Source organism: Streptomyces sp. ADI95-16 (assembly GCF_003721495.1).
Classification (GTDB): domain Bacteria; phylum Actinomycetota; class Actinomycetes; order Streptomycetales; family Streptomycetaceae; genus Streptomyces; species Streptomyces goshikiensis.
The window spans coordinates 7,521,243-7,535,422 of the sequence record NZ_CP033581.1 but is presented as its reverse complement, the minus strand read 5'-3'; the positions used below and the strand labels follow the sequence as shown (position 1 = coordinate 7,535,422).

Genomic DNA, 14,180 nt, shown 5'->3' with positions numbered 1-14,180 from the left:
CTGCCGTCCCGGAAACGGCAACAAGAGTTGCCGCAGCGGCGCCGAGGGGCCACCCTCCGCGGCATGAACCCACACGGAGAATCCGCACACGACCACGACCACGGCCACGGCGCCGGCCGTCATCACACCGACGTCGACCGGGAGGTGACGGGCGCCCGGCTGGAGACCGGCGGCGAGCGGCGCCCGCCGTTCCCGCGCGGGGCGGCGGCCCGGCTGCGGGAGCCGATCGGCCCGGGGCAGGAGGTCCGGCGCGTCCTCGCCGGGCGGCTCGGCCTCGGGGGCCGGGTCACCGTACGCCGCGCCGGACTGCCCGGCGCTCCGGCCGGCCTCGCGGGCGTGCGGAGTGCCGGATGAGCCGGGACGTCACCGGTCCGGACGCGGCCGTGGCCGAGGGCCGGTCGCGGCCCGCGCCCTCGGTACGGTGGGCGCTCGCCGGCCTCTCGCTGTCGATGCTGCTGTCCTCGCTCGGCACCAGCATCGCCAATGTCGCCCTGCCGACGCTGGCGCGGGCGTTCGACGCCTCGTTCCAGCAGGTCCAGTGGATCGTCCTGGCCTATCTCCTCGCCATCACCACCCTGATCGTCAGCGTCGGACGGCTCGGCGACCTCATCGGGCGCCGCCGGCTGCTCCTCGCCGGAATCCTCCTGTTCACGGTGGCCTCCGTCCTGTGCGGGCTCGCGCCCACGCTGTGGCTGCTGATCGCGGCCCGCGCGGCGCAGGGTCTGGGAGCCGCCGTGATGATGGCCCTGACCATGGCGTTCGTCGGCGAGACGGTGCCGAAGGCGCGGACGGGCAGTGCCATGGGGCTGCTCGGCACGATGTCCGCGGTCGGGACCGCGCTCGGGCCGTCGCTCGGCGGCCTGCTGATCGCCGGACTCGACTGGCGGGCCGTCTTCCTCGTCAACGCACCGCTGGGCGTGCTGACGTTGCTGCTGGCGCACCGTCACCTGCCGGCGGACCGGGCGCGGGAGCCCGGCCGGACCCGGGCCCGCTTCGACCACGTGGGCACGCTGCTGCTGGCGCTCACCCTCGCGGCGTACGCGCTCGCCATGACCCTGGGCGGCGGCGGGTCCGGTGTCCGGGGCGCGGTCCTGCTGGCGGCCGCCGTGCTCGGTGTCGCCCTCTTCGTACGCGCCGAGGCCCGCGCGGCCTCGCCGTTGATCAGCCCGGCCACCTTCCGTGAGCCGGTGCTGGGCGCGGGCCTCGCGACGAGCGCGCTCGTCTCGACGGTGATGATGGCGACGCTGGTGGTCGGGCCGTTCCACCTGTCGCGTGCGCTCGGGCTCGACGAGGCCCGGGTCGGCCTCGCCCTGTCGGCCGGTCCGCTCGTCGCGGCGCTGACCAGCGCGCCGGCCGGCCGGGTCACCGACCGGTGGGGTGCCCGCCGTATGACCGTCGTCGGACTGGGCGGGGTGCTCGCCGGCACCCTGACCCTCGCGGTCCTGCCGGCGACCCTCGGCGTCATCGGGTACCTCGCGCCCATCGCCGTCACCACCGCCGGCTACGCGGTGTTCCAGACGGCCAACAACACCTCCGTGATGGCCGACGTCCCCGCGGACCGGCGGGGCGTCATATCGGGGATGCTCAACCTGTCGCGCAACCTGGGGCTCATCACCGGCGCGTCGGCGATGGGCGCCGTGTTCTCGCTCGCCTCGGCGGCGGCCGACATCACCACGGCACGGCCCGGGGCCGTCGCCACCGGCACGCGGATCACGTTCGCGGTCGCGGCGGCCCTGATCGTGCTCGCGCTCGCCGTCACGATGGCCGGCCGGCGCCGCGCGCGCCGCGCCCCCCTCCCCGTGTGAGGCGCCGCGTACCCGGTCACAGGCCTCCGGTGTTCAGCAGCCGGTTGGGCGTCCCGGCCGGGACGCCGGTCAGGGCGCCGGGTACGGCCCGGCCCAGGAGCCAGGTGCGGACCTGGGCGGGTGTCGCGGCGGGGTGCGCGCCGAGGTAGAGGGCGACCACGCCCGTCACGTGCGGGGTGGCCCAGGAGGTGGCGCCCGACTCGTCGGTGACGGTGCCTCCGCCCGCCAGTACGGAGGTGATCCGCTCACCGGGCGCGTACAGGTCCACGCAGGTGCCGTACCCGGATCCGAACCCCTCCGAGTCCTTCCAGTGGCGGTCGGTGCGGGTGGAGGCCGCGACGACGATCGCGCCGCCCACCCCGGCCGGGGAGTGACCGCAGGCGTCGTCGCTGAAGTTCCCGGCCGCGACGACCACGGGGATCCCCGCGTCGATCAGGCGCCGTACGGCGGCGTCGACGGCGGCGGAGCGGTTCTTGAGGTTGAGGGACATGTTCACCACCGCCGGACGGCGGGCGTGTGCGGTCACCCAGTCCACGGACTTGACGATGGCGGCGTCCGGACCGGCGTCCGGACCGGCGTCGGGAGCGCCCGCCGCCGGGGCGCCGGCGGCCCCGTGGTGTCCGGCACTGCCGCTGCCCTCCTCGCAGGCGATCCCCTGGACGCGTACGAGGTCGGCCCGCGGTGCGACCCCGTACGTCGTGCCGGCGATGATCCCCGCCACGAACGTGCCGTGGCCCAGCCCGAGACCGTCGAGGCAGTCGCGGGAGTCCGCTTCCCCCACGAAGTCGGCGCCGGCCGTCGCGCGGCCGCCGAACTCCGCGTGCGCGATGTCGAGCCCCGTGTCGATGACGTACACGTGCACCCCGCTGCCGTCGGCGCGCGCGCCGAACTTGCCGTCCGGCGGCCCGGTGCGCTGATCGAGGCGGTCCAGGTGCCAGGGCACTCCCGTGCGGACGACGGGCTCCGGCGCCGTACCGGACCCGGCGCTCCCGGTCGGGGCCGAGGACGGTGCGGGCTTGCCGGACGGGGCCGGGGAGGGCGCCCCGGACGGGGAGGGCCGCGCCGACGCGGACGGCGGCGCCGACGCCCCCGACCCTCCCGGTGCCCCCGACCCTCCCGGCTCCGTCGGCTCCGTCGGCTCCGTCGGCTCCGCCGGCTCCGTCGGCCCGCACGCCGCCAGGCCCAGTACCGCCGCCACCCCTGCCGCCACCCACGCGCGTCTCATGTCCGGCTCCCGTCGCCCCGGCGGCCACCCGCCGCCGCCCACGGAGACGAGCCGCGCGGCCTAGCGGTTTCCGCCGCGCCCGATTCCGTGACCCGGACGGCTCAGCACTGGCTCGGCGTGCCGTTCAACACCTCCAGCCGCTGCCGCGTCAGCCGCAGCAGACGCGGTTCCAGGGAGGGCAGGGCGTCCAGCAGGCGCAGGAGTTCGAGTCCGGCCTCGCGGGCCGCCGCCTCGTCCTTGAGCTGCGTCCAGCAGTACAGGGCGCCGGCCGCCGCCGCGAGGACCTCGGGGGCGTCCGGGGACTGGCGGGCCAGCCGGGAACGCCCGGCGCCGATCCACAGCTGCGTCGCCGAGCGGTAGTTGCCCGCCATCCTGGCCAGGTCGGCCCGGATCTCGGCCCATTCGGTTGCTTCGGGCGAGGTGTAGCCGTGGACCTGGAGGACGTGCTGCTCCCAGGCCTGCGCGAGCGTGGCCGCCTCGTGGTGGCGGCCCGAGGTGGCCAGGGCGTGGATGTGCGGCCTCGGATCCCGCCCCGGCGCGGCCGGTACGGGCGCCTGCGCCCGCGCGGGCACCACCACCGCCGCCGCCTGCACCGGATGCGCGGACCGTACGGGTTCCTCCACCCCGCCCCGCTGCTGGTGCTCGGACGGCGCGCTCAGCGCCCGCGTCGCCGGCAGGGTCAGGGTCCCCGGCGGCAGCGCGGCGGCCCCCACGGCGAAGGCGTGCAGCTGTACGCCGGTGGGCCGGGTCGGGTTGCGGCGCAGCTGGTCGATCCAGTGCCGGGTGTACGAACTCACGGTGTTCTCGCCGCCGGTGAAGGCGGGCGGGATGACCACCCCGTACGTCTCCGCGGCCGCCGGCACCGGCAGGCCGCCGAGTTCGGCCAGCACCGGCCAGGCGGCCTTGTCGGCGACGAGGTCGAGCACCACCGTGGTCAGCCCCGCGGGCCGGGGCCGCAGTTCGGTGACCAGCCATTCCCAGGGCAGGGCCGTGTAGCGCACCGTGGACGCGGTGCTGCCCGCGAGCGCGAGGTGGAGGTCGCGGCCGCGCCGGTCGAAGGTGAGCCGGCCCGACAGGTAGACCAGCAGCGGCCCCGGCGTGGCGGCGGCCGCGCGCAGCCGCATCAGCACGGTGTTGGGATCGCGCGCCCCGTCGAGGTAGGTGGTGTCGCTGGGCGCGTGGCTGTTCAGCAGTACGGAGACGGGCACCAGCCCGAGGGCCGCCAGGTTCGCACTCGGCGCGACCTGGACGGCACGGCGCCGCACCGCGGCATCACCCGCGATGAGAAGTACGTGCCCCCGCTGCTGGCTGCTGTGCTGACCCGGCTCGTCGATGTGCATGGAGAGAAGGTACTCACCGTACCCGGGAGCCGCCGACCCCTCCCGGGCATCGCGGCGGACGTGCCCTGTCCCGGCGGCGGTGCGGCGGTCATGCTGGTGGGGCGCGTCCGCCGCGGGAAAAGGGCGTGGACGCACCGATGCGAGGGAGCAGTGCGTATGACGAAGGGCGCGGGCCGAAGCCCCGTCGAGGTGAGGCCGGTTGCCGGTCACACCGGGGCGGAGATCACCGGTGTCGATCTGGCGCGGCCGCTGGACGACGCGGCCGTGGCCTCGATCAGGGCGGCGTTGCTGCGCTGGAAGGTGGTGTTCTTCCGGGGCCAGGACCTGGACCACGAGGCGCACCTGGCGTTCGCCCGCCGGTTCGGCGAGCCGGTCGGGCTCGGCAAGCGGGGCAGTGCCTCGCCGCCGGAGTTCCCCGAGATCGAGACGACCGCCGACCGGCTGGAGCTGGGCGGGCGGTACGGCATGGACCGCGAGGAGTGGCTGGAGCGGCGACGGCACACGCTGCTGCGGGGCTGGCACTGCGACCACGGCGCCCGGATCGACCCGCCGGCCGCGACGGTCCTGCGCGCCGAGGCGGTGCCCCCGTACGGCGGTGACACCTGCTGGTCGAACCTGGCGGCGGCGTACGCGGGGCTGTCGGCGCCGCTGCGGGAGTTCGTGGACGGGCTGCGCGCCGAGCACCGGCTGGGCGTCGGCTATCAGCCGCGGGCGGGCGAGGACGCGTACGTACGGCACTTGCTGGAGCGTCAGACCGCCTCGCACCACCCGCTGGTGCGGGTCCACCCGGAGTCGGGAGAGCGGCTGCTGTTCGTCAACGGCTATTACGTGGAACAGATCCTGGGCCTGTCGCGGGCGGAGAGCGCCCCGCTGCTGGAGCTGCTGCTGGAGCAGGCCGTCCGGCCCGAATACACCGTCCGGTTCCGGTGGGAGCCGGGCGACGTGGCCTTCTGGGACAACCGGGCCACCATCCACCTGGCCCCCAACGACACGGCGCACCTCGGCGCGCCGCGGCTGATGCACCGAGTGATGCTGGCCGGCGAGGTCCCGGTCGGAGTGGACGGCAAACCGTCGGAGCCGGTGACGGGGACGCAGCCCGGGCGCTGGTGAGCCGGCGGGTGAACGGTATCCCCAGCCGCTGCCGGGCCAGGGCCCCGCAGGCGTTGGCGGACAGGCCGACCCGCGCGGCCGGTTCGGGCATCGAGAGCGGACGGGCCGCGGTACAGGGCGAAGCCCGGCGCCGTCCCCTCCCCGGATGCCCCGCCCCCGATGCTACGGGGGCGGGGCGGTGCCGGGCCGAGCGGTGCCGGGCTGGCGGGGTCAGGCCTGGCAGAGGCCGCGCTCGTAGTCGACCGTGGCGGTGGCCTGGGAGTACTGCCACTGGGGGGCGAGCAGCTGCGCGTTGAGCTGGCGGGCTCCGGCCGGGCTCTCGACCACGTAGCCGAAGTCCTGGAGCCAGGCCGGGTAGAGGTTCTTCGAGCCGATGTAGAAGGCGGAGTCGTCGACGGAGATCAGCTTGTGGTGCTGCGCGTACGGGTGGCCGTCGGCCCACTTCGGGGCGGCCGAGCTGCGGAACGTGGCCAGCTGGAGGTTCGAGCACATGGCGGTGCGGGCGCTGTTCTTGTCACCGGTGACCAGGGCGAGGCGGTCGCGGAGGGTGTCGCTGATCTCGGAGAGGGACTTGATCTGCGAGTAGCCTCCGCTGCCGACGGCGCCTCGGTTCTCGGGGTCGCTGACGACGATGCGGACCTTCACGCCGGCGGCCATCTTGGCGGCGAGGGCGTCGTAGACGCGGATGTCGTAGCGGGGCAGCGGCGGGCAGGTCGCGTTCATGTCCTGCTGGGAGATCTCGATGTGCCCGGTGGCGCTGGAGATCAGGGCGCGCAGGGCGCTCTCCTCCGGGTTGACCGTGTCGTAGTCGCGGTCGGCGTTGGTGTTGTCGTGGAGGCCCACGACGCACTTGGTGTCCGGGGCCGTCGGCAGGACGGGCCGGTACTGGGAGGCGGGGTCGTTGCCCATGATGCCGACGCCGAGTCCGCCGACGGCGATCGCCGGCACGTCACCCGCGGGGGCCGGCGCCGCCGCGCCCTTCGGCAGGGACGGCATGCAGGCCGCGCCGTTGGAGGAGGCGAACCAGACGCTGGCGATGTTGCTCTTGTTCTGGCAGGTCCAGGACCACAGTTCGTCGAGGTAGCGGCCCGCGGAGGCGGCGGCCGGACCCTTCAGCGCGAGGTCGACGTCGGCCACCGGGTGGGTGGTCTCCAGGTAGTCGTCCTTCCAGCTGTTGATGCCGCCGGTGACCACCGACTGGCCGTCGACCACGAGGAGCTTGGAGTGGTTCCACGAGAACGCGGTCTTGGAGGTCGTCATCGAGGCGACGTTCAGGTCGATGTTCCGCGCGTCGGCGCCGAGCTTGGCGACGAGCTCGTCGCGGTACTTCGACGGCACCACGTTGAAGTGGTAGAGCGGGGCGGCGCCGACCAGGATGCGCACCTTGAGCTTGTTGCCGCCCGCGGCGGAGTTCTTCAGGCCCGCGACGATGGCGTCCTGGAACGCGCCGTTCGGGAAGGGCGCGAGCGTCGATATGTCGACGGTGCGCGTCGCGTGGGAGATGTTCTCGGTCATCTTCGAGAGCAGCCGCTCGGAGCCCGGCCGGGTGGCGCAGGTGGCGTCGCCCCAGCAGCCGGGGGTCTGGAGCAGCCAGTCGCCGCCGCCGGGCGTGGAGGCGTCGAGGGCGTTGCCGGCGGTGCGCTCCCACACGCGGCCTTCGAGGCCGGGGGAAACCTGGCGCAGCGACCGCTCGACGACGTCGAGGTGCGGCGTGGAGTCGGCGAGGGCCGGGGTGGCGGGGAGGAGGGCGATCAGCGCGGCGGCGGTCGCGACGGACGCCGCGGCGGCGCGGGTGACGGAGCGGGGCCGTGAGTGGCGGAGCAATTCGGTTCCTTGCATGAGGGGGGGTTCCGTCGCGGGGCCGCCCGACGAGGGGCGGCGCGGGGCGACGTCCAAGATCAACTCACGGAAGCTACCAGGCGGATATGGGGTGAAGAAATTGTGTATACGGGATTGAGCCACGGGGCTCGGCCGGCGGGGCGGTCACTCCCGCATTGCAGCGCGAAAAGGGCAGATCTACGCTGGATGCATCAGTCTTCCTCGGGCCCCGGCAACAGACCGGGACCCAGCGGTGTCCGGGCGGCCCGCCCGCGCCGCTCAGGCGGCAGCCGGCGGTCGGCGGCGCCATCCGGCGCCCCGGACACCGCATCCCCTCCCGAGGAGTCGCGCGTGTCCGAACTCCTGGCTCCGTCACGCCCCGTGGCGGCGGAGTCGCCGCTGCTCGTGGCGTTCTGCCGGCTGGACGACCTGCTGGCGCAGGCGGTGGACGCCATGGAGTTCCGGTGCGCGCCGGAGTCGGCGGCCGAGGCGTTCCCGGGGTTGCACGTGAGCGCCTCCCAGGCCCGGCGGCTGCTCGAACTGCCCCCGGGGCGGCCCCTCCTGGCGGCGCCGACGGCCCGCGAGCCGCGCCCCGGATGGGACCTGATCAGTGCGGGGCACATCGGGTGGCGGTGGCTGCGGACCCGGTACGGCCTGAGCGATCTCGAACTCGACGTGGCGCTGCTGGCGCTGGCTCCCGAGGCGGACCTGCGCTACGAGCGGCTCTACGGCCACCTCCAGGACGACGTGGGCCGCAAACGCCCCCTGGTCGGGCTGGCCTTGGACCTGCTGGCCACGACCGCCGAGGGCCGGCTGGCCGCGCGCGCCGTCTTCGCCCCGCAGGCGCCGCTGACCGCGCACCGCCTGCTCGCGCTCGTCCCCGACCCGCGGGCCGTCGAGCCGCCGCTGCTCGCGCACTTCATGGTGCTGGACGAGCAGATCACCGATGTGCTGCTCGGTCAGAGCGGCCTGGACCGCAGGCTCGCCCGCTGCTGCCGGCTGGAGACCCCCGCGGCCGGGTCGGATCCGGAGCACGAGGGCCTCGTACGCATGGCGTCCCGGTCCCCCGGCGGGCGCCCGCCCCGCGTGTACGCCCAGGGGCCCGCCGGTTCCGCCAGGGGCGGGGCGGCCCGGGATCTCGCGGCCGGGCTCGGGGTCGCGCTCCTGACGGTGGAGACCTCGGGCCTGCCGGGCGAGGCCGACGCGGCCTCGGACGTACTGGCCCTCGCGTTCCGGGAGGCCTCGCTGCTGGGCGCGTTGCTGCGGATCGACGACATCGAGGGCTTCCGGCTGCGGCCGGACGAGCGCGAGGTGCGCGAGCGGGTGCTGGCGGGCCTGCTGGCCGGGCACGACGGCCCCGTGGTCGTCGAGGGGGCCGGGGAGTGGGCGCCGCTGGACCGGCGCGCGCTCGGGTTCCTCACCGTCCCGGTCGCCCCGTGCGGCGTCGCGGCGCGGCGGGCGCTGTGGGAGCGGGAGCTCGCGGCCCAGGGCGTGCGCGCGGCCCCCGCCGACGTGCGTGCGGTGGCCGACCGCTTCCGGCTCGGCCCCGACCGCATCGCGGACGCGGCGCTGACCGCCGTGGCCGAGGCCGCGACCCGAACAGCACCCGACGCACCCCACGCATCCGGCGCACCAGGCACACCCGGCGCCCCAGGCGGCCCCGGCGGGCCCGACACACCCAGCACAGCTGGCGCACCCGGCGGGCCCGGCGGGCCCGACACACCCAGCACAGCCGACGGGCCCGGCGCACCCCACGTCCCCGGCGGGCCCGGCGCACCGGAAGCACCCCACGTACCCGGCAGGCCCCACACACCCCACGTCCCCGGCGGGCCCGGCGCACCGGAAGCACCCCACGTACCCGGCAGGCCCGACGCACCCGACGCACCCGACGCACCCGACGCACCCGACGCACCCGACGCACCCGACGCACCCGACGCACCCGGCAGGCCCAACGCACCGACCCGCGAGGAGTTGTTCGCCTCGGCGCGGGCGCAGAGTCGGCATCGGCTGGCCGCGCTGGCGCAGCGCGTCGAGACCGTCTACGGGTGGGACGACCTCGTCCTGCCGCCGGACTGCGCTGCGCAGCTCGCGGAGGTGTGCGAGCGGGTGGCGCACGGCCGGCAGGTCATGGACGACTGGGGCTTCGAGCACACCCTCTCCCGCGGCCGGGGCGTGAGCGCCCTGTTCACGGGCCCTCCGGGCACCGGCAAGACCATGGCGGCCGAGGTCATCGCCCGCGAACTGGGGCTCGACCTCGTCAAGATCGACCTCTCCACGGTGGTCAGCAAGTACGTCGGGGAGACGGAGAAGAACCTGGAGCGCGTCTTCACGGCCGCGGCCGACACCGACGCCGTCCTGCTCTTCGACGAGGCGGACGCGCTGTTCGGGAAGCGCTCCGAGGTGCGGGAGGCGCACGACCGCTACGCCAACATCGAGATCGCGTACCTGCTCCAGCGCATGGAGCGGTACGAGGGTCTCGCCGTGCTGACGACCAACCTGCGCCGGAACCTGGACGAGGCCTTCACCCGGCGGCTCCAGTTCATCGTGGAGTTCCCCTTCCCCGGCGAGGCGGACCGCGAGCGGATCTGGCGGGTGTGCTTCCCGCCGCGGGCCCCGCGCGATCCGGCCCTGGACTTCGCCCGGCTGGCCCGTGACTTCCAGCTGACCGGCGGGAGCATCCGCAACGTCGTCCTGCACGCCGCGTTCCTGGCGGCCTCCGACGGCACCGCGATCGGCATGCCGCAGCTGATCCGGGCGACCCGGCGCGAGTTCCAGAAGCTGGACCAGGTCATGCCCGGGGCGGGGCCGGACGCCGGCGGGGAGGGCTGAGCCGTGTTCCAGGACCTCGACGCGACGCTCAAGGCGCTGCTGGGCGACAGCCTGGCTCCCGAGGAACTGCGCGCGGCCGACGTCAGCTTCGTCACGCCCGACAAGGACTTCAAACCGGCCCAGGACACCGTGAACCTGTTCCTCCACGACGTCCAGGAGAACAGGACGCTGCGGAGCCAGGAGCCCCTCCTCGACAGGGCGGCCGCGGGCGACGGGTACACCAGCGGGCGGCCGCCCATGAGGGTGGACTGCACGTACCTGGCCACCGCCTGGTCGCACAAGACCGGCGGGGTCAAGGCCGAGGACGAACACCGGCTGCTGGGGCAGCTCCTGCTGTGGCTGGGCCGTTTCCCGGTGATCGACGAGCGGTTCCTCCAGGGCGGTGTGGCGCGGCCCGCGCAGCTGCACCCGCTCCCGGCCTCCGTCGGCCAGCCGAGGGACAGCGCGGGCACGGGGCAGTTCTGGACGGCCCTCGGGGTGGCTCCCCGGCCGGCGCTGGCGCTGACCGTGACCCTGGGGCTCGCCTCCCCCGAGCCTCCGCAGCAGCTTCCTCCGGTACGGGACGTCCTGCTCGATCCGTCGGTCCTCGGCCGTCCCGCGCTGCGGGGCCGGGTGCTGGACGTACTGGACGGCGCGGCGCGGCCGGCGACCGGGGCGCGGGTCTCGGTGGTCGAGGCCGGGCGGGACACGGTGGCGGGCCGTTCGGGCGACTTCTCCTTCGGGAGCCTCGACTTCGGCGAGTACACGCTGCTCGTGCGGCTGCCGGGCCGGCCGGACCTGCAGACCCGGGTGACGTACCGGTCGGACCACCAGGTCCACAACGTCGTCCTTCCGCAACCCTGACGCACCACGGACCAGGCCAGGAGGCTTCGATGAGCGACTTCGAGACGAAGGCACCAGGTGTACACCTCTTGGAGGTCCCGACCGCCGGGCCGATCGCGGGAGCGGGCACCAGTACGGCGGCGCTGATCGGCACGGTCGCGGGCGAGGTCGCGGAGGCGGCCCTGGGCAAACCGGAACTCGTGACCAACTGGACCACGTACGTGAAGGAATTCGGCGCGTTCGGTGAGGCGCTGAGCCTCCCGCACGCCGTGCGCGGGTTCTTCGAGAACGGCGGGACGATGGCCTACGTCGTGCCGGTCGCCGACATGGCGGGGCTGGACGGCGCGCTGGAAGCGCTCACCCACACGCTCGACGTCAGCATCGTCTGCCTGCCGGGGCAGACCGATTTCGGGAACCAGCAGAAAGTGATCACCCACTGCGAGGACATGGGCGACCGGTTCGCGGTCCTGGACGGGGCGCGCAACGCCGAGAAGGCCTCGGACACCGCGCCGCTCCTCACCCAGGGCGGGAACCTGCTGACCGATCGCGGGTTCGGCGCGCTGTACTGGCCGTGGATCTCCGTCAACGACCCCGATGCCCCGCCCACCCGGCCGGAGCAGGTGCAGGTTGCCCCTTCGGGGCACATCGCCGGTGTGATGGCCCGCAGCGACAACCAGCGCGGGGTGCACAAGGCGCCCGCCAACGAGGTCGTACGGGGAGCCCTCGATCTGGAGTACCACCTCAACGACGCCGAGCAGAGCGTGCTGAACAACGCCAACATCAACGCGCTGCGGGCCTTTCCCGGCGGCCCGCCGCTGGTGTGGGGCGCCCGCGCGCTGGCGAGGAAGACGGAGTGGCGGTACGTGAACGTGCGCCGGCTCGTCGCGTACATCTCGGACTCCCTGTTGCAGGGCCTGCGCTGGGCCGTGTTCGAGCCGAACAACACGGCGTTGTGGAAGGCCCTGGAGCGCACCGTCACCGAGTTCCTGACGCGGGTGTGGCAGGCGGGCGCGCTGTTCGGGCGGTCGGCCGAGGAAGCCTTCTACGTCAAGATCGACGAGGAGCTGAACCCCGCCCCGGTAAGGGAACTGGGCCAGGTGTTCATCGAGATCGGCCTGGCGCCGACCCGGCCGGCGGAGCACGTCGTCATCCAGCTGGGCCTGTGGTCCGGCGGCGGCCGCGCGGGCGAAGCGTAGAGAGACCGGAGAGAGGGACCTGACATGCCTCAGACAGGCCAGCGGGTCGATCCGTTCCGCAGTTTCAACTTCCTGGTGGAGCTGGACGGGATCGCCCAGGCCAGCTTCAGCGAGTGCAGCGGCCTGGGGTCGACCACGGAGATCATCGAGAACCGCGAGGGCGGCGACAACACCACGGTGCGCAAGCTGCCCGGCAAGACGAGCTTCTCCGACATCACCCTGAAGTGGGGCATCACTCCCTCGCGGGAGCTGTGGGCCTGGCGCCAGCAGGTGGTGGACGGGAACGTGGTCCGCAAGAACGGCTCGATCGTCGTGTTCGACCTGAGCAACCACGCGGAGGTGGCGCGCTGGAACTTCGTCAGCGCGTGGCCGGCCAAGTGGGAGGGCGCGTCGTTCAGCGGCAAGGGCACCGACGTGGCCGTGGACACGCTCGTACTGGCCCACGAGGGCCTGACCCGGGTGTGACGGCGATGCTGGTCACGGAGGTCGAGTTCGAGCTGCCGAAGGGGTACGTGGACGAGGCCGGGAACCTGCACCGCAGCGGTGTGATGCGGCTGGCGACGGCCGCGGACGAGATCTACCCGCTGAAGGACCCGCGGGTGCAGGGCTGGCCCGCGTACCTGATCGTCGTCCTCCTCTCCCGAGTGGTGACCAGGCTGGGCGGGGTGCCCGAGGTCACGCCGGGGGTCATCGAGGGCCTGTACTCGGAGGACCTGGCGCACCTCCAGGACCTCTACAACCGGATCAACGGGCTCGTTCCCGCCACGCTCTGGGTGACCTGCCCGAACTGCGGTCAGGAGCAGGAGGCCGAGGTGCCCCGGCCGGGGGGATGAGGGGCTACCCCGTGGCGCGGGTCCGCCAGGAGGTGGCCTTTCTCGGACGCCGTGTCCACTGGACGCTGGCCGAATTGCTGACCCTTGACCACTCGGAGCGGATGGAGTGGATCCGCGAGATCGTCGCCGCGGGGGAAGGAGAGGACGGACCATGACGCGGGACACGGCACGGGACGGCGCGCAGGCGCAGGACAGCGCGCGGGACACGGCGCGGGACCTGCCCCGGGACGGCGTCGCGCCGCTGCCGACCCTGGGCGAGCGCCTCGACGCCCAGGGGCGCGGGCTCGCCGCGCGCCTGCTCACGCCGTTGCCCTGGGCGGGCCCGCTGCGGGTGTTCGTCGACCACGCGGCCGGCCTGGTGGTGTGCGCGGGCCGTTTCGACCGGGTCGAGTCCGCCCCGGACCGGCCCGTGCCCCTCGTCGCGGAACGGTCCGCGAACCGGTCCCGCCCGGCGCCCCGGCTGCCGGGCGCCGCCGGGCGGGAGGCCGCCGCCCCGCCCGCGGGCCCGGACGCCGGCCGGACGCCGGACCGCTCCCCCGCCCCGCCCCCGCGGCCGCCGTCGGCCGCGCCCGACGGGCCGCGGGGCGATGTCCTGCCGGCCGCGACCAGGGCCCGGCTGCGCGGGGCCGTCGGGCCGGCGGCGGATGTGCTGCGGGTGCACCACGACGAGCCGGCCGACGCGCTCGCGCGGGCCCGCCGGGCGGACGCCGTCACGGTCGGGCGGGACGTGTTCTTCCGGCGCGGCCGGCTGCGGCCGCAGGAGGAGCGGGGCTTCGGGCTGCTGGTCCACGAGGCGACGCACGTGCTGGCGCTGATGCGGCCGGGTGCGGCCTGGCACCGGGCGACCGGCGCGGGCGCCCGCGCCGAGGAGGCCGAGGCGCTCGCCGCCGAACGGGCGGCGGCCCCCGGCGCCTTCCCGCAGACGGGTGGCCCGCTGCCGGGGCCGTCGGCGCGGAGCGGAGCCGCGCCGGCGCGCCCCTCGGGGCGCGCGGCCGTCGCCCCGGCGGCCGGACCGGCTGTGGCCCCGGCCCCGGCCCCGCCGTCCGCTTCCGCCGCCGCGCGTTCCATGGCCGCCCCGGCCGACCGGGAGGCCGCCGGGGCGGCGCCCGCGCCGCCACCCGTCGACGTACAGGCGCTGCGGCGGGAGCTGATCGACGACGTGATGCGCAGGTTGCGCGACGAGTCCGAGCGGGGAGGCTGAC

Annotated in this window: 14 protein-coding genes; 11 read left to right on the top strand and 3 right to left on the bottom strand. The window is 74.8% G+C overall.

Annotated features, from left to right (window positions below):
- Window positions 1–63: 63 nt before the first annotated feature.
- Window positions 64–354 (top strand): hypothetical protein, encoded by a 291-nt coding sequence (locus tag EES41_RS33455; protein WP_123081644.1) that lies wholly within the window; start codon window positions 64–66, stop codon window positions 352–354.
- Window positions 351–1,805 (top strand): MFS transporter, encoded by a 1,455-nt coding sequence (locus EES41_RS33450; protein WP_123081643.1) that lies wholly within the window; start codon window positions 351–353, stop codon window positions 1,803–1,805. The genes EES41_RS33455 and EES41_RS33450 overlap by 4 nt, the downstream gene beginning before the upstream one ends.
- A 16-nt stretch (window positions 1,806–1,821) precedes the next feature.
- Here the strand turns inward: EES41_RS33450 and EES41_RS33445 are convergent, their stop codons facing one another.
- Window positions 1,822–2,748 (bottom strand): S8 family peptidase, encoded by a 927-nt coding sequence (locus tag EES41_RS33445; protein WP_254211667.1) that lies wholly within the window; start codon window positions 2,746–2,748, stop codon window positions 1,822–1,824.
- 4 nt (window positions 2,749–2,752) lie between these two features.
- Between EES41_RS33445 and EES41_RS43300 the strand changes: the two genes are divergently transcribed.
- A complete protein-coding gene (locus tag EES41_RS43300) occupies window positions 2,753–3,094 on the top strand; it encodes a hypothetical protein (RefSeq protein ID WP_254211666.1) in 342 nt (113 codons plus the stop codon).
- 37 nt (window positions 3,095–3,131) lie between these two features.
- Here the strand turns inward: EES41_RS43300 and EES41_RS33440 are convergent, their stop codons facing one another.
- Window positions 3,132–4,370: a hypothetical protein gene (locus tag EES41_RS33440; RefSeq protein WP_123081641.1), complete on the bottom strand. Its 1,239-nt coding sequence runs from the start codon at window positions 4,368–4,370 to the stop codon at window positions 3,132–3,134.
- Between the two features lie 156 nt (window positions 4,371–4,526).
- Here EES41_RS33440 and EES41_RS33435 point away from each other — a divergent pair, with 156 nt between their 5' ends.
- Window positions 4,527–5,480 carry a TauD/TfdA family dioxygenase gene (locus EES41_RS33435; RefSeq protein WP_123081640.1) on the top strand — a complete coding sequence of 318 codons (954 nt, stop codon included), beginning with the start codon at window positions 4,527–4,529 and terminating at the stop codon, window positions 5,478–5,480.
- 210 nt (window positions 5,481–5,690) lie between these two features.
- Here the strand turns inward: EES41_RS33435 and EES41_RS33430 are convergent, their stop codons facing one another.
- Entirely contained in the window at window positions 5,691–7,304 is a 1,614-nt protein-coding gene (locus tag EES41_RS33430; protein ID WP_254211665.1) for a phospholipase D-like domain-containing protein, read from the bottom strand.
- Between the two features lie 345 nt (window positions 7,305–7,649).
- On the opposite strand from EES41_RS33430, the gene EES41_RS43295 reads away from it, so the two are divergent.
- Genes EES41_RS43295 through EES41_RS43920 form a run of 7 tightly spaced genes read left to right on the top strand, consistent with a single transcriptional unit; the run spans window position 7,650 to window position 14,179 of the window.
- A complete protein-coding gene (locus tag EES41_RS43295) occupies window positions 7,650–10,127 on the top strand; it encodes an ATP-binding protein (RefSeq protein WP_254211664.1) in 2,478 nt (825 codons plus the stop codon).
- 3 nt (window positions 10,128–10,130) lie between these two features.
- A complete protein-coding gene (locus EES41_RS33420; protein ID WP_123081638.1) occupies window positions 10,131–10,970 on the top strand; it encodes a Pvc16 family protein in 840 nt (279 codons plus the stop codon).
- A gap of 29 nt (window positions 10,971–10,999) precedes the next feature.
- Entirely contained in the window at window positions 11,000–12,145 is a 1,146-nt protein-coding gene (locus EES41_RS33415; protein WP_123081637.1) for a phage tail sheath subtilisin-like domain-containing protein, read from the top strand.
- A gap of 24 nt (window positions 12,146–12,169) precedes the next feature.
- Window positions 12,170–12,610: a phage tail protein gene (locus EES41_RS33410; RefSeq protein WP_123081636.1), complete on the top strand. Its 441-nt coding sequence runs from the start codon at window positions 12,170–12,172 to the stop codon at window positions 12,608–12,610.
- A 5-nt stretch (window positions 12,611–12,615) separates the two neighbouring features.
- Window positions 12,616–12,978 carry a phage tail assembly protein gene (locus EES41_RS33405; RefSeq protein ID WP_123082859.1) on the top strand — a complete coding sequence of 121 codons (363 nt, stop codon included), beginning with the start codon at window positions 12,616–12,618 and terminating at the stop codon, window positions 12,976–12,978.
- Window positions 12,975–13,133: a hypothetical protein gene (locus EES41_RS41690; RefSeq protein ID WP_164496009.1), complete on the top strand. Its 159-nt coding sequence runs from the start codon at window positions 12,975–12,977 to the stop codon at window positions 13,131–13,133. The genes EES41_RS33405 and EES41_RS41690 overlap by 4 nt, the downstream gene beginning before the upstream one ends.
- Window positions 13,130–14,179: a DUF4157 domain-containing protein gene (locus EES41_RS43920; RefSeq protein ID WP_123081635.1), complete on the top strand. Its 1,050-nt coding sequence runs from the start codon at window positions 13,130–13,132 to the stop codon at window positions 14,177–14,179. Before EES41_RS41690 ends, EES41_RS43920 begins: the two co-directional genes overlap by 4 nt.
- Window position 14,180: the final 1 nt, after the last annotated feature.

Excerpts from the sequence above, each read along its gene's own strand:
- EES41_RS33405 (WP_123082859.1), top strand. The coding sequence starts at position 12,616 with ATGCTGGTCACGGAGGTCGAGTTCGAGCTGCCGAAGGGGTACGTGGAC.
- EES41_RS33455 (WP_123081644.1), top strand. The coding sequence starts at position 64 with ATGAACCCACACGGAGAATCCGCACACGACCACGACCACGGCCACGGC.
- EES41_RS41690 (WP_164496009.1), top strand. The coding sequence starts at position 12,975 with ATGAGGGGCTACCCCGTGGCGCGGGTCCGCCAGGAGGTGGCCTTTCTC.
- EES41_RS33410 (WP_123081636.1), top strand. The coding sequence starts at position 12,170 with ATGCCTCAGACAGGCCAGCGGGTCGATCCGTTCCGCAGTTTCAACTTC.
- EES41_RS33440 (WP_123081641.1), bottom strand. The coding sequence starts at position 4,370 with ATGCACATCGACGAGCCGGGTCAGCACAGCAGCCAGCAGCGGGGGCAC.
- EES41_RS33435 (WP_123081640.1), top strand. The coding sequence starts at position 4,527 with ATGACGAAGGGCGCGGGCCGAAGCCCCGTCGAGGTGAGGCCGGTTGCC.
- EES41_RS33450 (WP_123081643.1), top strand. The coding sequence starts at position 351 with ATGAGCCGGGACGTCACCGGTCCGGACGCGGCCGTGGCCGAGGGCCGG.
- EES41_RS33415 (WP_123081637.1), top strand. The coding sequence starts at position 11,000 with ATGAGCGACTTCGAGACGAAGGCACCAGGTGTACACCTCTTGGAGGTC.
- EES41_RS43920 (WP_123081635.1), top strand. The coding sequence starts at position 13,130 with ATGACGCGGGACACGGCACGGGACGGCGCGCAGGCGCAGGACAGCGCG.